The sequence below is a fragment of the Bradyrhizobium sp. 956_D2_N1_4 genome, assembly GCF_052076025.1.
GTDB lineage: Bacteria > Pseudomonadota > Alphaproteobacteria > Rhizobiales > Xanthobacteraceae > Bradyrhizobium > Bradyrhizobium barranii.
The window spans coordinates 5,333,987-5,351,909 of record NZ_CP197237.1; the positions used below are offsets into that span (position 1 = coordinate 5,333,987).

19 protein-coding genes are annotated in these 17,923 nt (G+C 60.2%); 9 read left to right on the forward strand and 10 right to left on the reverse strand.

Translation table 11 applies throughout. From position 1 onward, the window contains the following. Positions 1–173: 173 nt before the first annotated feature. The 5 genes from AB7535_RS25330 to AB7535_RS25350 form a co-directional block, all read right to left on the reverse strand. Positions 174–620, reverse strand: coding sequence for a Rap1a/Tai family immunity protein (locus tag AB7535_RS25330; RefSeq protein ID WP_247303753.1), 447 nt, complete (start codon positions 618–620; stop codon positions 174–176). 660 nt (positions 621–1,280) lie between these two features. After that, positions 1,281–1,970: a hypothetical protein gene (locus AB7535_RS25335; protein ID WP_063981798.1), complete on the reverse strand. Its 690-nt coding sequence runs from the start codon at positions 1,968–1,970 to the stop codon at positions 1,281–1,283. A gap of 88 nt (positions 1,971–2,058) precedes the next feature. Continuing rightward, positions 2,059–2,256 carry a hypothetical protein gene (locus tag AB7535_RS25340; RefSeq protein ID WP_071911340.1) on the reverse strand — a complete coding sequence of 66 codons (198 nt, stop codon included), beginning with the start codon at positions 2,254–2,256 and terminating at the stop codon, positions 2,059–2,061. A gap of 209 nt (positions 2,257–2,465) precedes the next feature. Next, the gene (locus tag AB7535_RS25345; RefSeq protein WP_439037071.1) at positions 2,466–3,050 is read right to left on the reverse strand and encodes a protein-S-isoprenylcysteine O-methyltransferase; all 585 of its coding nucleotides are present in this window, start codon (positions 3,048–3,050) and stop codon (positions 2,466–2,468) included. 5 nt (positions 3,051–3,055) lie between these two features. Continuing rightward, the gene (locus AB7535_RS25350; protein ID WP_439037072.1) at positions 3,056–4,288 is read right to left on the reverse strand and encodes a hypothetical protein; all 1,233 of its coding nucleotides are present in this window, start codon (positions 4,286–4,288) and stop codon (positions 3,056–3,058) included. Positions 4,289–4,470: 182 nt separating this feature from the next. Here AB7535_RS25350 and AB7535_RS25355 point away from each other — a divergent pair, with 182 nt between their 5' ends. The 4 genes from AB7535_RS25355 (at position 4,471) to AB7535_RS25370 (ending at position 7,481) form a co-directional block, all read left to right on the forward strand. Then, positions 4,471–5,193, forward strand: coding sequence for an SGNH/GDSL hydrolase family protein (locus tag AB7535_RS25355; RefSeq protein WP_247303760.1), 723 nt, complete (start codon positions 4,471–4,473; stop codon positions 5,191–5,193). Between the two features lie 182 nt (positions 5,194–5,375). Beyond that, a complete protein-coding gene (locus AB7535_RS25360) occupies positions 5,376–5,636 on the forward strand; it encodes a hypothetical protein (protein ID WP_439037073.1) in 261 nt (86 codons plus the stop codon). A 1,282-nt stretch (positions 5,637–6,918) separates the two neighbouring features. After that, positions 6,919–7,092, forward strand: a complete 174-nt coding sequence (locus AB7535_RS25365; RefSeq protein WP_247303764.1) for a hypothetical protein — start codon at positions 6,919–6,921, stop codon at positions 7,090–7,092. Positions 7,093–7,100: 8 nt separating this feature from the next. Next, positions 7,101–7,481, forward strand: coding sequence for a hypothetical protein (locus AB7535_RS25370; protein ID WP_439037074.1), 381 nt, complete (start codon positions 7,101–7,103; stop codon positions 7,479–7,481). 185 nt (positions 7,482–7,666) lie between these two features. Here AB7535_RS25370 and tenA read toward each other — a convergent pair whose 3' ends face one another. The 5 genes from tenA to AB7535_RS25395 all read right to left on the reverse strand — a co-directional run bounded on the left by tenA (position 7,667) and on the right by AB7535_RS25395 (position 13,099). Then, on the reverse strand, positions 7,667–8,341 hold the full coding sequence (gene tenA / locus AB7535_RS25375; RefSeq protein ID WP_247303766.1) for a thiaminase II: 675 nt from the start codon (positions 8,339–8,341) through the stop codon (positions 7,667–7,669). Between the two features lie 453 nt (positions 8,342–8,794). After that, a complete protein-coding gene (locus tag AB7535_RS25380; protein WP_063981793.1) occupies positions 8,795–9,655 on the reverse strand; it encodes a carbohydrate ABC transporter permease in 861 nt (286 codons plus the stop codon). Beyond that, entirely contained in the window at positions 9,652–10,539 is an 888-nt protein-coding gene (locus AB7535_RS25385; RefSeq protein WP_063981792.1) for a carbohydrate ABC transporter permease, read from the reverse strand. The genes AB7535_RS25380 and AB7535_RS25385 overlap by 4 nt, the downstream gene beginning before the upstream one ends. A 65-nt stretch (positions 10,540–10,604) precedes the next feature. Next, on the reverse strand, positions 10,605–11,948 hold the full coding sequence (locus AB7535_RS25390; RefSeq protein WP_439037075.1) for an extracellular solute-binding protein: 1,344 nt from the start codon (positions 11,946–11,948) through the stop codon (positions 10,605–10,607). 113 nt (positions 11,949–12,061) lie between these two features. Continuing rightward, the gene (locus AB7535_RS25395; RefSeq protein WP_071911328.1) at positions 12,062–13,099 is read right to left on the reverse strand and encodes a LacI family DNA-binding transcriptional regulator; all 1,038 of its coding nucleotides are present in this window, start codon (positions 13,097–13,099) and stop codon (positions 12,062–12,064) included. Positions 13,100–13,231: 132 nt separating this feature from the next. On the opposite strand from AB7535_RS25395, the gene AB7535_RS25400 reads away from it, so the two are divergent. From AB7535_RS25400 to AB7535_RS25420, 5 genes are read left to right on the forward strand one after another with little or no spacing between them, the layout of a single operon-like run. Next, positions 13,232–14,011 carry a glucosamine-6-phosphate deaminase gene (locus AB7535_RS25400; protein ID WP_354076954.1) on the forward strand — a complete coding sequence of 260 codons (780 nt, stop codon included), beginning with the start codon at positions 13,232–13,234 and terminating at the stop codon, positions 14,009–14,011. Then, a complete protein-coding gene (locus AB7535_RS25405) occupies positions 14,008–15,156 on the forward strand; it encodes an N-acetylglucosamine-6-phosphate deacetylase (RefSeq protein WP_439037076.1) in 1,149 nt (382 codons plus the stop codon). The genes AB7535_RS25400 and AB7535_RS25405 overlap by 4 nt, the downstream gene beginning before the upstream one ends. Before the next feature lie 11 nt (positions 15,157–15,167). Next, positions 15,168–16,214: a Gfo/Idh/MocA family protein gene (locus AB7535_RS25410; RefSeq protein WP_439037077.1), complete on the forward strand. Its 1,047-nt coding sequence runs from the start codon at positions 15,168–15,170 to the stop codon at positions 16,212–16,214. A 7-nt stretch (positions 16,215–16,221) separates the two neighbouring features. Next, positions 16,222–17,211 (forward strand): Gfo/Idh/MocA family protein, encoded by a 990-nt coding sequence (locus AB7535_RS25415; protein WP_439037078.1) that lies wholly within the window; start codon positions 16,222–16,224, stop codon positions 17,209–17,211. Further along, a complete protein-coding gene (locus AB7535_RS25420; RefSeq protein ID WP_063981786.1) occupies positions 17,202–17,516 on the forward strand; it encodes a hypothetical protein in 315 nt (104 codons plus the stop codon). The genes AB7535_RS25415 and AB7535_RS25420 overlap by 10 nt, the downstream gene beginning before the upstream one ends. Positions 17,517–17,923: the final 407 nt, after the last annotated feature.

Genomic DNA, 17,923 nt, shown 5'->3' on the forward strand with positions numbered 1-17,923 from the left:
ATCGGGGCTCAAGGGTTCGCTTCGCTCGTCAATAAGGCGTTTGAGTGCTGGTTATGGAGGTGAGCACTGCGGTTCAGCTCGCACACCCCGACGGTAGTGCATTGCGAATCAATCAGGCCGGACGCGAACATCGCGGACCGTAAGGCTAGTATCAGTATCCGCAGATACGCGTTCTAATTGGATTTTTTTGGGGCACGCTTTTTCGGTCCAGTTCCGGCACCGTCCCCACGGCAGGGCCAAGCATCCCTGAATGCTTCGATCGCGACGGTGATCCCCGGTTCATTCACTCGATCCGGATTGTTATCAAGATACTGCAGAAAAACCTTCGCACTTTGCAAAGGGCTGCCTTGCGCGGGGGGGCATGCACGCACGTCAGCGGGCAGATTTGGCGAAAAGAGCATCGCGGTCTCGATCATTCCCTCACATGCGCCTGCGGACCGAGCTTCGTCCTGATTGCGAAGCGAGTTCTTGACAAGCAGCTCGCAAGACTTTTGCGCGTCGGTTCCCTTATCGACAACCGTGGCACTGGCCTTCCCGATGATCGCTAGGATAAGGCCGGCAACAATCATATGGACCCGCATCCGCGTCCCCCGAATACCGGCGCGATAGCTTGCAGGCATTGAGTATGCTGCAAGAGAGCGGCCGCCCGCGCCGTTCCAGGCGGCTCAGACGGCTTAGCTCAAAAAAAGCGTCTGATCCACCGCGCTCGAATAGGAGCGAAGTGAACTCACCTCTTCCATTTCCACAAAGCTAAAAGAGCCCTTGTCGACTTGACAACACGCAGCTTTACGCGCCGTGACCGCCGCAAAGGTCGGCTACACCGCGATCATGATCGCGAATCAACATCGGCAGCGACAAGCGTGCTGATGGTACAGATCTCGATCCGGCGCGGAGAGCATCTATTATCCTGCCGTGTACGCGACGTGCACTGGTCGATTGATGTCGATGCTCGGCCTCGACGCAGAACCATTGCCTAAGCGGTGATCTTCGTCTGCGACGACAAGTTCTGCGAACCTTCCTCAACTACGCCAAGGAGGACTTCACCCTCAGAACGGTTTCCAACAAGAGCTTAGCCACGACCAAGCGGAGGTGGAGCTGCCTTGCAGCGCAGCGCCACGGACGTTCCATGATCTCCCGGCCTATTCATCAACCAGGCGTGGCAGCGCACGAAGGTTGGTCGTATCGAACCGCATCCTCAAAGAACAAGCTCGCTTGAATTTCTTGAAGACCTCACACCCATCCAGACGCAAGGAAGAGTGGATGAACTCAATCCGAGGATTTTAGCCTCGACCTGGTTCAAGCTGCACCGTTTTTCGTCCCCCGTTCAGCTCTCTGAGTTTGTTGACGTATTCCTCAGGCTTTAGCAGATGAAACGGAGCGTTGAGGCCCATGAACGTCGCTATGCGGCCGATAAAGGCAGTACAGTTTGTCGTTGCTGCATTCCAGAGCGGCGAAGACTCCTGCTGGCGCTTGATATAAGCAAAGACCTTCTTGGCGTCTGCCTCAGACAAATAGACGCGATAGCTGGCCGTCAGATATTGCTCGTCAAGATCACCGTAGGTCGCACCCGTCTCAGAAGGGACAAACATAATGTGTCCCAGGATATAGGGCACCTCGTCGCCGGCCGGAGCCAGACCAGCGACCTCGACCTGCTTTTCGCCCGTCTTTCCGTACCAGACGAATGCATGACCGTACGTTGCCGCCGTGCGGGCACGAAAATCAACGTAGTAGGGACCCGTGGCGGCAGCTCTTCGAGCTGGTTTTACATCGGATATCGCCGGCGTAGCAGCAGCCATGGTCGCTGCATGCTTCATCGCCGAACTGGGGAGAGCGTCCCGTTGCTGCTGGTCGGTACGCGCCACGAGTGGTTGCGCGCTACTGATCCCGGCCCCCAAGCCTACAAAGGCCGCCAGCATGGCGGCCTTTGCAAGAAGCCCCAGACCCGGATATTTCCGAATCACTCCCGCCATCTTCGAATCCTCTTGGATCCAAGATCCGATGCCACAGGTAATCTGCTACCTCAAACGAACGCCGCTGGCGTACGAATGAATAGTCAGATCAACCCTTGGTCACCAACGGAGCCGGGGCAGCGACCGGGTATTTGCCCACGGGGCTCTTACCCACGGGATATTTGCCGATCGGAGCTTTGCCAACCGGCGCCGCGACGGCAACCGGCTGAGGCCGTGGCAGGTCCGCAGCAGCTGCGGTTCCCACGAAAGCCAAAGAAGCGATTCCAAGGACAACGAATTTCAACATCGGTTCTCACCATTGTTCGGAACGATTGGATTCACCTGACACGCATAGGAATAACCCGACACTCGCCACGGCACCAACGAATAGACCGGGGAGTCCGCGGTTCCGACCGCTTTTTCTGCCGTATGTTGCGGAAATGGCACGCAAATTGAGGCGTCTGGTTCCAAATCAGTCTCGTGGGTACCACAGGTCGAGACGTGCCGGGACCTACCTCAGAGTATCCACGGGAAGACTCGACCGGTCCGCGCCATATAATCGCGATAGCTGTCGCCAAACGTCTGCAACATCATTCGCTCCTCTCTTGCAACGCGGCCAAAGAACAAAATCCCGAAGCCGGCAATGCCTGCAAAACCGGAGATCCAATTCGGCAGCAGCAATGCCTGGGCGATGGCCCACAGCCAAAATGCCGAATACATCGGGTGTCGAACTCTCCGGTAAATCCCTTCCGTCACAAGCTCATGGTTCTCCCGCACGTCGAGACTTATCGACCAATTCCGGCCGAGTGCACGGTGTGTCAGGTGAAACACGCCCAAAGCCGCAATCGCAAAGAAAGACCCCAGCCAAGCCAACCAGGGATAAAAACTGTGATCTGCGAAACGAGGCATTCCTGTCGCTACGTAGGCGAGCGGCACAAGTCCGAGTCCCGAAAGAGATATGAGCAGGAGCGCAGTTTCCAGGGGGCCGCGAGCGCTCCGCACAACCCTCGCACGGCGGGAACGCCGCGCGTACTTATAGCGTATGAGGTACCAGCCGATCACCAACGCAACGAAGATGACTCTTGAAATGGTGGGCGTCATTTGAATCAGGCTGCCGCGCCCGGATTTCCCAGCAGTTCGCTTTCCGACACCGGCGCGCCCGCAACAAGGCCTCCGTCGTCAGCGATCATCGACACAGCGCCATCCGGGGCGAGCGTCTGGGATTTGGCTGAAATAGGTCCGCATGTGAGCATGAAGTAGTCGTACGATGTTCGCCTGTCATTTCCACTGACGAACTGGCAGTGCACGCGGAAGAAATTGAAGCGGATGCGTTGATACATGTCGTCGTTAAGCATTCGACTAATCTTCACGACCCTGACGGTCGCCTCGTTTTCTGTCGACAAGCCCATTTCGGCCATTGGCCGGCATTTGTAAAAATTCAACACGTCCGTGAGGGCCTGATAGTCGCCCCAGAAGATCGCGCGGGAATTGGCGACGCGTTCCACCGCCCCGCGAAAGCGCACTGCCTTCGGGTGCAGGCCGATCTTGAGTATGGACGATCCAACGCTCAAGAATGTGACGGGAATCCTTTTCCGACCGAGCGCAGGGTCCAGCTTCAAGGCGCGATCAAGTAGATCAACCGCTAGTACGGCGCCAAGGCTGTGCCCTACGACCAAAATTTCGTCTGCGGCAGAGTTGCTCGCCGCAACCACGAGCTCGGCGGCCAACCTGTCCAGCCTCTGCTCTATTTCCGAATTACCGAATCGAATGTACTCGCAAGAAAAGATCCAATCGTCGAACAAGTCGCCCAGGTGCAGCCAGCGCCACGGACCCGCCAACACGGCTGCGAGTCCGAAGAGGCCGCCACCGGTAGCAATGGGAATTGATCCGGTGATCTTGAATGCAGCCACGCCAATCAAAAAGGCGGCAGCGATGAGCAATCCGAACGCGACAAATGGATAGAGAAAGAAAAGTGCGTAGCGCCAATTGGTCTGCAAGTAACGCCAAAGAGCGCCGGCCAATACGAAATCCAGAAACGCAAGAATGCCGATGGAAATGCGTGAGCCGATGCTTCGACCCCCGAACACCTCGATTACATCGTGCCATCGGACCAGACGGTAATCGGTTTCGACGAGCCAATCGGGGCCGATTGTCGTCACGTTCCATTGTATCTGGTCGGCGGTATCATGCGAACCGTCGACGGTCGCTTTCACTGACCAAGTACGTTGGAACCTCTCAATTTCGCGCACAAAGCGTCGTTGCGCGCTGGCATGCGACGTGATTGGATCATAGCCACCGATATGGAATACCAACCGTTTCGCTACAGGCTTGCCGCACATTGTCTTATCCCCGGACTCATGCGTGCTGCTCGCTGCCCCCTCAATCGATCTGTAATCAAAAACAGACGTTTGACGCCAAGGGTTGTCAAGAGAGAATCCACCAGTTATTGGGGAACATGGGTCGATTTGTTCTACCATGCGTAAGCCGAACCGCTCGAACAATAGCGTCGATCGGTGCTGCCGTGATTGTCGGTTTGTCGAGCACAGCGCCCTCTCAAGCGCAGGACGGGGCATCATCTGGCGAGAGATGCCTTGCTGCAAATTTGGATGTTTCGCTGGGCGCACAATTGCCCCGCACGGCGGCGCGTTTGAGATCTGGTGAGCCGCTAAAGATTGTCGCGATCGGATCATCGTCGACCGTGGGGCTCTGGGTACTTCGGTCCGCGGCCACATATCCGCAGGTGATGCGCCGAGAACTCTCGAGGCTTAGATCCAACGCAACGATCGAGGTCATCAACAGCGGTCGAGTCGGTGATACGATTCCGAACAACATCGCGCGGTTCGAGCGTGACGTTTTCGCGCACACGCCTGATCTCGTTATCTGGCAATTAGGTACTAATGACGTCGCCTGGGGTGGCCGGCCGGACCAAGGGCTCAAAAGAAGCGTTCTTGAAGGGGTAAGGGCACTTAAGGCGGGGTCTGCCGATGTCGTGCTGATGGATCTGCAATATGCGCCACAGGTGCTCGCTTCCGCTAGCTACTCAACGATGGAGGGCATCATCGCCGATGCCGCGAAGCAGGAACGGGTCGGTCTATTCTCTCGTTTTGCGCTGATGCGTAACTCGATCAATGCCGGAGTTGCGCAAAGCGAGCTTGTAACGTGGGACGGATTGCACAACACCGCCGATGGTTATGATTGCATTGGACGAGCCCTTGCCCGAGCAATCTCAACGAGTGCGCGTTGAGAGGCCCTAGCTCAGGCGAATCGAAGGCTGCGGGCTCGCAAGAGTTTGGGCACCGGCCGTGACAGCGATGCCGAGCGTGCAGATGCCCACCAACGCGAACAAAGACCAATTATCGTCGACAATCACCGCATCTCTCGCAGCGGTGACAGCAATTCGCGCCGACGCTGTCAGGAGGTGCGCTCATGCACCATTATGCCAGCCAACTTGTTGACCTGTTACTGGTGGTTGTCGCCGTGTGGATGGTGCCGGCCACCGTCTTTATTATCTACGCCTATTTCGCTCGTCTTAAGAATCCGGTCAGCGAATCGATCTTTGGACGTGTGGTGATCATATCCTTGTTCATCATAACCACGTCGATCTGGCTCCCGATAATTCTGACCGCCATAGTCCTATCACTGATCGGTCATTTGTGGTTCCGCTTCAGGGGACAACTACGCAAATAGCTACATATTGCTAGAGCCGAAAAAGATGGAGTCGAATTAGAGCGGCCCCTCAGAAAACTAAAAAAGGGAAGCGAAGCAATGTCCGCATTTCTCCCTGCTCTGACGATAGCTGCTGTCAATTTTATAACAATCGCCACGGCTGCAGAATGGCGACCGCAGTTTCTCTCAGCGTGCCAGAACGGTTGCGCGCAGCAAGGCGGCTTTTCGACGGACGCTTGCTTGCAGATTTGCATCTGCATGGCGTCAGAGTTGGGAGCGAAGTTTAGTATCGAGACTCTCGGCTCCATTGATCCCCCGAGTGCTGAGCAACTACACCAAACTAACGAAATCAGAATGCTTTGCGTCCGGCGAGTACTAGGACGTTAGAGCTGTTGCCATTGGCACGGTGGTCATCAGCTTGACCCTGACGTAGCTCTCCGTCTTTCCAGACGCAAAATTGGCTGCCCCGGCTGTTCGAGGACAATATCGCGCCGACGGCGCATCCGAGTTCTCCCTTGCGAGACCATCTCAGCCCTGAGCTCGAGAATGGCCTTTGCGCCTGGTGGATGCGATCGCAAACGGACATGGCGATCCTTCCATTCTCGACCCCGATCGACTGCCTTGGATGCCGAACGAAAGAGGATATCCCAAGAGTTGCAGAACGAACCGCCTGCCTCAAAGGAAGTCGCGCTGCATCCCGCCGTCCTGAAACGATATGAGGAGCAACTCAATCGGCTTGAAGAAGCATCGGGGAAAAGTATCACAGCCGGCGACGCAGAAGCCGCAGAAGCCATCAGAGACCTTGTCGATACAGTCACTGTGTTCCGGGATCCAGCCCGACCAGGTGGAGTTGCGGTGGAGATAGCTGGCCGCCCAAATGCCTTACTCGGCGAAGCCGCCTACCTACGTTCCCCCGACGGCATTCCGAATTTACGGTTTCCCTGGCCTAGCTCTTGCGCCGGGGCTTCACTCTCTCCCTTCGTGAGAAAGGCTGGTCGGGAACAATTCAATAAGATCAATGGATCGCGGCGGTGTATAGCAAAACAGATTTTTTCCGGCCGCCGCGAGATAGGAAACAGGTGGCGATGCGCGGAAGAAGGAGGATCGAGCAGCGGATTATTTAGTCGCCGGGATCCCTTACGCTCGCGACACGCCTTAGTGGGATCATTTCGCACATTGACCGAGGTGACACCGCGAGAGTTGAAATAAAAAGTGAATAGAAGAGCGGGGATATTCCTCAAAGCTGACTTGATCTCACCCTTCGCTGACTTTCTCAGCGCAACTAATTGATGAGTAAGTAGTTATGACTGATCAGCAATTAGCCTTGGAAGCGATTAGCGACGCGCAACTCATATTGGAAGAATTCCTTCGGCCCCATCCCAGGGATCACGCGCGTATCCTTGAAGAGTTGGTGGAAGTTCTCGAGCGGCCTGCTTTGATCGTTGCTGTAAGTCGATTGCAGCAACACGGCAATTGAGCGCGCCCATGAGCAAACCGCTTCAAGCGTTTTCTTTAACCGTCGGCATTGTTGCGCTCTCATCGCTCGAAATGACCAGCCTGCATGCCAAGCAACAATGCAGCGCCGCAATGCCGCCAAATCCGCAAGGGCAATGGTGGTCCTACCGTATCATCGACGGACGAAAATGCTGGTACGCGGGCAAACCCATGCTGTCGAAAGCATCGCTGGAATGGCCTACAGAGCAGCGTCCCCAACCCGGTTCTCGCGGAGAAGCTACAGGTATCCTCATTGCTAACAAGCCCGGCAATCCTTTGGATGCACAAGCGTTGGCACTGAAAGAGGGCGCTGACACGTTTGAAGAACGATGGCGTGCTAGGATCTCCATCTCCAACACTGCACGCGACTGAACAATACTAATGACTTAGCGATCCTGCATCTCGCCTATCGTTGGCGAGGACTTTCGCGCCCGTTCCAGGCCGTCTGCTTCGTTACTCCAGCAATCCCGCGCACCGAGTTCTTCTAGAACAACGCGCCTCCGCAACCCGTGCGCAGCAGCCAAACGAGTCCCTGCAATCAACCGATTGCCGAAGGGCTATTCAACACGCTGGCCCGCACGCCAGCCCATTTCCCAGAAGTCTGCCTCGAGCCGAGTGGCTTCCTTGAAGATGGCAATCAGTTCTGCCTCGCGAGCCGGCGTGGCGTAGAGATCGGCGAGATGCTCCAAATGCGCACGCGCTTTCGCCGCGACCTCCTGGTATGGCACGCCAGCGTACTCGTCGATCCAAATCCGATAGGAGTTCGTCCTAGCGTCCGCATCGGGTCGCGAGGCGAGCCGCGTTGCGATCTCCGCGTACCCGATCACGCAGGGGGCAAGTGCCACCTTGAGTGCCAGCAGATCGCCGCGCATTCCAGCATCGAGCACGTAGCGTGTGTAGGCCAGCATCTCGACCGCCGGAGGAGTTTGTTCAAGGTCACTCGGGGATAGACCCCAACCGGCACACAGCTTCACATGAAGGCTCATTTCGACATCAAGGATGGCCGACAGGCCGGCCGCAGCTTCACGCATGTCGGCAAGCTTGGGCGACTTATAGACCGAGAGCGCGTAGGCGCGCGCAAACTCGATGAGGAACAGATAGTCCTGAGCAAGGTAGTGACGAAATGCGGCTTCAGGGAGCGAGCCATCTGCCAATCCGTTCGTGAAGGGATGCTCGGTGTAGGCCCGCCACTCAGCAGATGCTTCTGTCTTTAGACGCTCGAAGAAACTCACGATCCATTCCCGCCTGGCTTGCTTTCCTATGAACTTTTACTCACGTCCTATCAACGCGAGCCAAGACGCTGACCTTGGCAGACCGCGGCGACTAGCCGGCAGGATGCGAATGGAATTCGCTTGCCGTCGGTCGCCGGGAATGACTGGCGTTATCACACTATCACCAACAGAACGAAATGCGCTAAATTCAAGTTTCGATCGCAGACCTGCCGCACCAGTTTCACCCAGAACCGACCCGCACGAAATCCGGTAAACGTGGCCGACTTTTTTACGAAATGCGCAGGAAAATCAACGGAGGCGGCCATTATCCCGCCGATGGCGCTAGACCAACTTGGATGATGGCGAATGTAGTCGTCGCCCACTCATCGGTCAGAGATGCTCCGACAGAGCCGCCGATTAAGAGACGGATGATTTGCCAGGAAAATCTACGCCTATTCCGATGCTGCCATGGCGTCACTCCTTCAAGCCGCTGGAGGCCACGCCGCGTACGAAATTTCGACGCATCAGCGAGAAGAACAGTGCGCTCGGAACCAGCGCCAGCGCCGCGGCCGCGCTGAGGCGACCGATGTCCACGGTGAAGCCGGTCTGAAACAAGGCGAGCCCAACCTCGAGCGTATAGGTTTCCTTGTTGGTCATGACGACGAGCGGCCACGCGAAGGCAGTCCAGGCCTGAAAGAACGCCAGCACGGCAAGAGCGCCCAACGGGCCGCGCATCAGCGGCAGCACGATCCGCAGGAAGATCCAGAGCTCCCCCGCGCCATCCACCCGGGCAGCCTCCAGCAGCTCGTCAGGGATCGACGTCATCACATATTGCCGCACCAGGAAGATGCCGAAACTCATGATGAGATAGCCGACCAGGAGCCCGGGCCAGGTGTTCAACAGGCCGGCGGACTGGACGTTGAGATAGAGCGGGATCATGTAGACTTCGAAGGGAACGACCGCCGTCGCGATGATCACGCCGAAGATGACCGGGATCCCCGGTAGATCGAACTTGCCGAGCACATAACCTGCGATCGCCGATGTGGAGACGATGCTCGCGGTCGAGAGTGTCGCGAAGATCAGCGAGTTGCCGATCCAGCGAAACAGCGGCGTTTCGCGCAGGACGCTGACGATGTTCTCCAGCGTCGGCTGGTGCGGGATGACGGTCGGCGGCCACGCCAGCAGCTCCGGCGGCGTCTTGAACGCGTTGCTGATCAGGAAGACCAGCGGCAAGAGCATCATCAGGCTGACGACGCCAAGAACGGCGTCGATCACGAGGCCGACGGCACCGTTCTGACCAACGACGGACGGATGCTCGCGTTCGTGCTCGCTCATGCGCGACTCCTGTCGCGGAACAGCCTGAACTGCGCGCTGGTCAAAATGAGGACGATGACGAGCAGTACGACGGCTTCGGCGGCAGCGTAGCCGACCCGGTAGTTACGAAAGCTGTTCTCAAGCATGTCGAGGACGAGGACCCGGACGAGACGCCCCGGCGCACCCTGGACATCCGATGCCAGCACGAAGGCCTGCGCATAGATGTTGTAGGACGAGATCAGCGTGATGACCGACACGTACAGCATGACAGGCTTTAGCAGCGGCACGGCGATGTGGCGGAAGGCCTGAAACGACGAGGCGCCGTCGAGGCGCGCGGCCTCGTAGAGCGCCTCCGGGACGTTCTTCAGTCCGACCAGGAAGATCAAGACGGCATAGCCGATCGCCTGCCAGGAGCAGAGAACGATCAGGCACACCAGCGACAGGACAGGGTCGAACAGCCACGACTGGGCCGGAATCCCGACAAGGCCGATCAGGGCGTTGAGCGGTCCGAGCCGGGCGTCGAAAATCCATTTCCAGGCCATCGCCGCCGGAACCAGCGAGACGACGTGCGGCAGGAAGACCGAGGCCTCATAGACGCCGCTGCGCCGCAGCCCCTGCCGGGTGTTGATCAAGGCGGCCAGCGCAAGCGCGACGGGGATGGTGATCGCTACGACGCTAAAGGCGATGATGGTGGTGTTGAAGATCGCTTCGAGAAACAGCGGGTCGCTCGCCAGCTCGACGAAGTTGGCGAAACCGACGAACGGCTTGCGCCGCGAGATGATATTCCACTGGAAGAGGCTGAGCCGCAGCGTCTCGATGATCGGATAGACGCGGATACAGCCATAGAGGCCGAGGACCGGAAGCAACGCCAGAACTGGAAACAGCCATTTCGGCGTGGTGCGCATGTATCCCCCGGCAAGCGCCGGTCAGCCGCCGGCGCCTGGATTGAGTGGGTCCCTGTCGATGGAGTCTAGGGTTTGGCCAGCAGGTCTTCCCGGGCCAGGATCTTGTCGCTCTCCTCAGCCGCGGCCTTCAGGAAAGCATCGATCGCGGCGTCGTTGCCGGCCAGCGATTTGTCGGTGAACGCCTTCTCCAACCGTGCCGCGAGGCGGGTGAGGATTTCGCTGGCAGGGCTGATCGCCGGGACCGTGAAGAAGACGTGGCCGGACGGCGTGTTGACGAAGGCGTCGAGCTGCGGGATTTTCTTGAGCACGGCGGAGTAGTCGAGGCCTTTGCGGTTCGGGACCCAGGCCGTGTTCTCGAGCAGCCAGAGCAGATTTTCCGGCTCGTTGGCCTTTTGCACGAAATCCCAGGCGATCTGGCTCTTGGGTCCCTTGTTCGGCACGTAGAGATCGACCGGGACCATCAGCGTGCCCTTGGGCAGTGCAGCCGTGGCGTATTTGAGATTGGGCGCCTTCTTGGCGACGTCGCCGATCACCCAGGATTCCCGGATGAACATCGCGGTCTGGCCGAGCTCAAAGGCCTCCGCATCAGCCTTCATCTCGGGCGTCACCGTCCGGTAAACCACGACATTGTCGAGATACTGCTTGAGCGCGGTGCGGCCGGCCTCGCTCGCATAGGCGGCGCGCCATTTTCCGCCCTTCTCCTGCAACAGCGTTCCGCCGTGATTATAGAGGATGGTCCAGTACTTCTCGGCGATGCCCGAGCCGCCGCCGCTGAGACGCAAGCTCCATCCGCTCACCGTCGGCACGCCGGAAGCATCGCGCTGCGCGAGCTTCTGCGCATAAGCGGTGTAGTCGGCCATGGTCTTGGGCGGACCGTCGAGGCCGGCCCTGGCGAACATCTCGGTGTTGTAGAACAGCGCGCCCTGCCCCTGGAATAACGGCACACCGAAGATCTTGCCCTCGTACATGGCGGTCTTCACGCGCGTCATATCGTAATTGGCTTTGACGAAATCGACGATCGACGCCGGCGGCTCCGGGATGAGGCCGGCCTCGAGATACCGTGCCGCCTCGACCTCCATCTCGATGACGTCCCCGGCCGCGCCTGATGGAAGCGACAGTGCCAACCGCTTCTCGTGCTCGCGGAGCGCAATGGCCTCAACGCTGATTTCGAGATCCGGGTATTTGCTCTTCAGCTGGTCGCCGACGCGCTTGTAGAACGGGGCCAGATCAGGCCACCCGCTCCAGATGGTCAGCTTCTCCGCCGAAGCAGGAGACGCAAACGCCGGCACGGCGACAGCGAGCGCCAGCGACAGCGCGGCCGACATCCATGACCGACGCCCCCAATTCGCCGGGCGAATGTTGTCCTCGGGACGCGTGATGTAGCCGAACCTGCCGACGGGTCTCATCATGAGGGTCATTCTCGCAATACGGAATGGGACAAATCCTGCGAAAAAGCTCGCATGCAACCGGTTGCGTGTCAATTGCGATCCGTTGCCGCTTTCGAAGGCCTTTGATGAAATCGTCAGCGGCCTCGCCGCTTCGCTGGCGCCGGCCCGGTCGAGGCGCGAATGACGAGATGGGAATTCAGCTTGTGGCGAATCTCGCCCGACACGCCGCCATTCATTTGGCTGAGCAGCAGACCGACTGCGACATCGCCTGCATCGGCGCAGCGCGCCGACACGGTGGTGAGCGGCGGATAGGTGGTTTCGCCGAGGACGTCGTCGCAGCCGACGACACTGAACGATTTGGGCACCTCGACATCGAGCGCAGCCAACCCTGCCATCAAGCCTTGAGCGACAAGGTCGTCGAACGCGATCGCCGCGGTGACGCCGCTCGCGACGATCTGCGTCGCCGCCAGACGGCCGGTGTCATAGGAGGGTGGACGCGCGGGCACGGCGATCACCTTGAGCCCGCGCTTCTCCGCCTCGCGCCGGACGGCATTGCGCCGTTGCTGGTTCGACCACGACGTCGTGGGGCCGCTGACATAGGCGATGTGCCGGTGCCCCAGTTCGGCCAGATGCGCGATCGCGGCCGCCACGCCCGGCGCGGTGTCGATCAGGACCCGCGTAATGCCTTCGATATCGCGATTGATCAGCACCAGCGGCCGGCGCGTCGCATGACGGCGGATATGCTCCTCGTCCAGGCGCGACGAGGCGAGGACCAGCCCCTCCACCTGGCCGATGAAGCGGCCGACCAGCAACTCCTCACGCACGGGATCCTCGTCCGAATTGCCGAGGAAGACGCACAGCCCGGCCTGGTCGGCGCGCAGTTGCGCCGCCCTGATCAGCGGTGGAAAGAACGGGTTCGCGACATCCGAGACGATGAGCGCGACGTTGCCGTGGCGTCCGGTCGAAAGCGCACGCGCGACCTGGTTCGGCACATAACCGAGCTTGCCCGCGACTTCCTTGACGCGCCGGACGGTCTCCTCGGTCAGCATCTCCGGCCGCGAGAAGGCGCGCGATACGGTGGCACGCGAAACCCCGGAGGCCTTCGCGACCTGACTGATCGTCGGCACGACCGATGGACGTCCCTCCCCACCGCTATCGGAATCGCGCTTCACCGCAGGCCGCCTCCTCTGCATCACCTTCACCTAGACATGCCTCGGCCGGGCGCGGGGCGCAAGCTTGACATGCAACCGGTTGCATCACATTCTCTCCGCTCAAGGGTAAAGTGCAGGCCCGGCAGACCATGGATGAGCATGACGGCTTCGGTGACTCCCTCAATCGCGACGTTTAAAACGCGGGATGCGATGGGCCGGGCGGCCGCCGCGGACGTCGCTGCTGCGCTCCGCGACCACCTCGGACGGCAGAGCAACGTGCGGATGATCTTCGCGGCGGCACCGAGCCAGGCGGAGATGCTGGATGCCCTTGCTCGCGAGCGCGATATCGACTGGCGGCGCGTCACAGCCTTCCACATGGACGAATATCTCGGACTTCCCGCGGATGCGCCGGAGCGCTTCGGGGCTTGGCTGACGCGTCACTTGTTCTCGCGCATCGCTTTCGGCGCGGTTCACCTGATCGGGCAGGAGCCGGATCCGGAGCGGGTAGCAGCACGCTATGCGACCCTTCTCGGCGAAGCCCCGATCGACATCATCTGCCTCGGAATCGGCGTGAACGGTCACCTCGCCTTCAATGACCCGCCGGTCGCCGATCTGCACGACACCAAGTCGGTCAAGATCGTCGAGCTCGACGCAGTGTGCCGGCAGCAGCAGGTTGACGATGAGTGCTTCCCGACGCTCGGGGATGTTCCGACACATGCGATCACGCTGACGATTCCCCGGCTCCTGGATGCCGACCGGCTGTTTTGCGTCGTGCCCGGCGCGTCCAAACGCGCCGCCGTCGAGCGATCGCTATACGGTCCGATCGGGACCGAGTGCCCGGCGAGCGCGCTCCGCACGCACCCACGTTGCGCGCTGTATCTCGACCAGGATTCCACGCCGCCGCAGCTCTCACTGACACCGGTACGCGCATGACAGATCCGGCAACGCGCGTTTCGGGCCGCGATCCGGAGACCGGACAGAATCGCACCATCGTCTTTCAGGACGGCCGGATCACGGACATCGTTCCCGGCGGTGACGATGACGGGCTGTGGCTGTCGCTCGGCCTGTTCGATCTGCAATTGAACGGCTTTGCAGGCTACGATCTCAATGGCCGCCCTGATCTCCGGACCGTCCGCGATCTCGTCACGGCCGTCCACAACAGCGGGGTGTCGCGTTTTGCCCCTACGCTCATCACGGCATCGCATAATGCGATCATCGATGCATTGCGCGCCATTGCGCAGGCGCGCGACAGCGATCCGTTTCTCAAGCACGCAATGCCCTTCGTGCATGTCGAAGGCCCGCACATCGCGCCAGAAGATGGTCCGCGCGGTGCGCATCCGGCCGAACATGTCAGGCCGCCGAGCCTCGACGAGTTCGACGCGTGGCAGGCGGCCTGCGGAAACCTTGTCGGCCTCGTGACGTTGTCGCCGCATTGGCCGGAAACGGACGCCTATGTGCGCGGCCTTCATGCGCGCGGAGTTCGTGTTGCCCTCGGCCATACAAACGCCGCACCGGATCAGATCTTCGCCGCCGTCGCGGCGGGCGCAATGTTGTCGACGCATCTTGGCAATGGCATCGCCGCCACGCTGCCACGACATCCCAACCCGATCTGGTCGCAACTGGCGGAGGACAGGCTATGGGCGAGCTTCATCGCCGATGGACATCACCTTCCCCCCGAGACCTTCAAGGCCATGCTGCGCGCAAAGGGGCTCGAGCGAGCGATCCTGGTGTCGGATGCCGCCGCGCTCGCGGGTTGCACACCCGGAATCTACGACGCGCCGATCGGCGGCAAGGTCGAGCTGAAGGCGAACGGCCGGCTGGAAGTCGTCGGCACATCCTTTCTGGCGGGCGCAGCCGTCAGCCTCGTGTTCGGAGTAGCCACGGCAAGACGCATGGCCGGATTGACCCTGGCAGAGGCGCTGAGGCTCGCAACGGTCAATCCGCGTAGCCCGTTCAACCTTCCTGCGCTGACGGTGGGTGCGCCGGCCGATCTGCTGCGCTTCCATCTCGGCGAGGATGAATCTCTCGTGCCCGAGACGGTCTATGTCGCGGGCCGTCCTTATCGCTGCAACTCTTGAGGGACTGAGACATGAACCGGCTTCGCATCGGGTTGATCGGTCCGGGAGCGATCGGCGAAACACACGCGCGGGCAATACGGGCGCTCGACGATACCGTCTTGTCCGCGATCGCCGGCGGCACGCCTGAGCAGATTGCTGCGTGCATGAATGGCGAGGACGTTCCGGCATTCGCGACCACCGAGGCTATGCTGGCGAATGCCGGGATCGACGCGGTCGTGGTCTGCACCCCGAGCGGCGCGCATCATGACGTCGCGCTTGCTGCGATCGAGGCGGGGCTGCACGTGCTGGTCGAGAAGCCGCTTTGCGTCGATCCGGCCGAGGCCGCGTCGCTGGTCCGCGCCGCCGAGCGCTCGCAACTGACGTGCGGTGTGGTTTCGCAGCGCCGTCTCGAGCCGCAGCATCAGGCGATCAAGGCTCTGCTCGACGCGGGTCATCTTGGACAGCCGCGCCTGATAGAGGCGGCGATCCATTGGTACCGCTCCGACGCCTACTATGCGGAGAAGCCGTGGCGCAGCGAAGCGGAGCATGGCGGCGGCTCGCTGTTCAATCAGGGTGTTCACAATCTCGACCTGATGCTCTGGCTGTTCGGAGCCGTCGACAGCGTTCAAGGCAAGACGACTACGCTCGGACACGCACACGCCGTCGAGGACACGACGGCGGCGCTGCTGTCTTTCGCATCCGGCACGCTCGGCGTGATCGTGACGAGTACGGCGCTCCCTCCGGGACGGCCGGCCATGCTTCGATTGTTCACGGACCGCGGCAGTTGCGAGCTCGCAAACGACAGCATCGTGCGCTGGGATTTTCCCGGCATTGCGGAGCCGCCAAGTGCGGCCGGGGTTGGCAGTGCCGCCAGCGATCCCAAGGCCATCGGGATCGGCGGACATATCGCCCAATGGCGCGACTTCGTTCGCGCCGTCCGGGAGCAACGGCCGCCTGCGAGCACGTTCAGGGATGGATTCGAAGCTGCGAGACTGGTTGACGCCATCTATCGCTCGGCTGCCGAAGGTCGCGCCGTCAGCCCCAATGAGATCGCAGCGGAGGCCATTCATGCCAGCTAGCTCCGAGATGCTCGACATCGCCATCATCGGCGCAGCCCACCCGCATGTCGAATACGTGCTGTCAGAGATCGCTGTCAGAACCGACGTCAGGGTCGTGGCCGTCGCCGATCATGACCCAGCGCGGCGCACCGAGCTCGAACGACGTACGAAGACGCCCGGCTACGCCGACCCGAATGCGCTTCTGGATGCGCATCGGGTTCGGGCCGCAGCAGTCTTCACCGAATTCGGTCTTCGCGCTCCAATCGTCGTCGAACTTTTACGCCGCGGCATCTTCGCGATCGCCGACAAGCCCATGGCTGTGACCCTGGCCCAGCTTGCGCTTATCGAGGAGACGCTCGCCGGGCGCAATTTGCTCACTCTTCTGCTCGAGAAGCGGTTTTATCCGGTCACGCTCGCACTCCGATCCGTGATCGACAGCGGCCAACTTGGGGACATTGTATCCATCACTGCAACCGGGCCGCACAAGCTGGTCCCAAGCCGACGTCCAGCGTGGATGTTCGAACCATCAACTTATGGCGGCATCCTCGCTGACCTCACGGTCCACGATATTGATCTGGCCCTTTGGTTGACGGGATACACCAGCGGCACGATCAGCGGCTGGATTTCGTCGACCCCGGCTGCCGGCACGACGAACTTTCCCGCGCTGGGGCGTGCTATTCTCGCCTGCGATGGCGGACCGGAATTCGCGATCGAAGTTGACTGGATCCAGCCCGAAGCATCGCCACGGCACGGCGACTACGCCATGCGGATCTCCGGGACAAAGGGTCGTGCTGACGTTCTGTTCGCGGAAAATCGACTGCTCGTCGAGACGGCGACGAGACCCCGGCGCGAAATCGACCTGCCCGTGGGCGCCTCGCCCGCCAGCTTCGTCTTTGATCATCTCGCCCGCGGCGAGACCTTGCAGATTGCGGCAAACGAGGCCCTGCGCGCCACGCGTATCGCAATACTTGCTCAGGAGAGCGCGGCCAACGGCGGAAAACCCATGCGATGGGGTTAACCAATGGCGAGCTGCTGCTCGCAGTGTTCGATGAGACTGGCGAGACCTTATTCCCGGAGCTGATGGCCGAGCTCGACGAAATCAAGCAGACGACCGTGTGCGGCTTGGTCTTTCGACGCGACCATTCGCACCGGAGGTCACCTACCCTGCTGCCCTGGATCACAGCCAAGCAGGATCTTCGCTACCTGCGCGGGGTCGTGAAAAAGATCGTCCGTGCAGTCGATCTCCGTGAAGAGCTGTCCTTTACATCATTCCGCCACGGCGGCTTTTACCGAGGGAGCCGACAGCGATCTGACGGACGCTGAACTCAAGCCGCCGGCCGCCATCGCCCGTCGCGGCAGTTGCCGACCTAGGCAAAGCGCACACGGAAACAGCTAATTTCCGGCACGAAGAAACGGCGAGAAGAAAGAACAAAGACAGCCGGTTTGTCGGAATAGCCACGGCGCGTCTGTCGGAATGACGATCGTAACAAACCCCTAAGCTATTGAAAAGCTTGGTGGGCGCACCAGGGCTCGAACCTGGGACCGCTGATTGAGAGTCAGCTGCGGTTTCAGGATAATCAATGACTTGCCGGTCGCATCCCAGGCTTATGCGGCTGAAAATGGGCGTCCGTCGGACGATCATAATCCGTCATTGCGCTGCCGGTCAGCCAGGTGTGCCGAGCTCGACGTTGTATCGTCGAATTCGGGAGATCAACGTCGTGCTTTCGAGC

Bases quoted from the DNA above. Each gene is read 5' to 3' on its own strand.
- AB7535_RS25360 (WP_439037073.1), top strand. From the start codon at position 5,376: ATGCACCATTATGCCAGCCAACTTGTTGACCTGTTACTGGTGGTTGTC.
- AB7535_RS25330 (WP_247303753.1), bottom strand. From the start codon at position 620: ATGCCTGCAAGCTATCGCGCCGGTATTCGGGGGACGCGGATGCGGGTC.
- AB7535_RS25415 (WP_439037078.1), top strand. From the start codon at position 16,222: ATGCTCGACATCGCCATCATCGGCGCAGCCCACCCGCATGTCGAATAC.
- AB7535_RS25340 (WP_071911340.1), bottom strand. From the start codon at position 2,256: ATGTTGAAATTCGTTGTCCTTGGAATCGCTTCTTTGGCTTTCGTGGGA.
- AB7535_RS25350 (WP_439037072.1), bottom strand. From the start codon at position 4,288: ATGTGCGGCAAGCCTGTAGCGAAACGGTTGGTATTCCATATCGGTGGC.
- AB7535_RS25380 (WP_063981793.1), bottom strand. From the start codon at position 9,655: ATGAGCGAGCACGAACGCGAGCATCCGTCCGTCGTTGGTCAGAACGGT.
- AB7535_RS25420 (WP_063981786.1), top strand. From the start codon at position 17,202: ATGGGGTTAACCAATGGCGAGCTGCTGCTCGCAGTGTTCGATGAGACT.
- AB7535_RS25410 (WP_439037077.1), top strand. From the start codon at position 15,168: ATGAACCGGCTTCGCATCGGGTTGATCGGTCCGGGAGCGATCGGCGAA.
- AB7535_RS25390 (WP_439037075.1), bottom strand. From the start codon at position 11,948: ATGATGAGACCCGTCGGCAGGTTCGGCTACATCACGCGTCCCGAGGAC.
- AB7535_RS25385 (WP_063981792.1), bottom strand. From the start codon at position 10,539: ATGCGCACCACGCCGAAATGGCTGTTTCCAGTTCTGGCGTTGCTTCCG.
- AB7535_RS25405 (WP_439037076.1), top strand. From the start codon at position 14,008: ATGACAGATCCGGCAACGCGCGTTTCGGGCCGCGATCCGGAGACCGGA.
- AB7535_RS25370 (WP_439037074.1), top strand. From the start codon at position 7,101: ATGAGCAAACCGCTTCAAGCGTTTTCTTTAACCGTCGGCATTGTTGCG.
- AB7535_RS25400 (WP_354076954.1), top strand. From the start codon at position 13,232: ATGAGCATGACGGCTTCGGTGACTCCCTCAATCGCGACGTTTAAAACG.
- AB7535_RS25335 (WP_063981798.1), bottom strand. From the start codon at position 1,970: ATGGCGGGAGTGATTCGGAAATATCCGGGTCTGGGGCTTCTTGCAAAG.
- AB7535_RS25365 (WP_247303764.1), top strand. From the start codon at position 6,919: ATGACTGATCAGCAATTAGCCTTGGAAGCGATTAGCGACGCGCAACTC.
- AB7535_RS25345 (WP_439037071.1), bottom strand. From the start codon at position 3,050: ATGACGCCCACCATTTCAAGAGTCATCTTCGTTGCGTTGGTGATCGGC.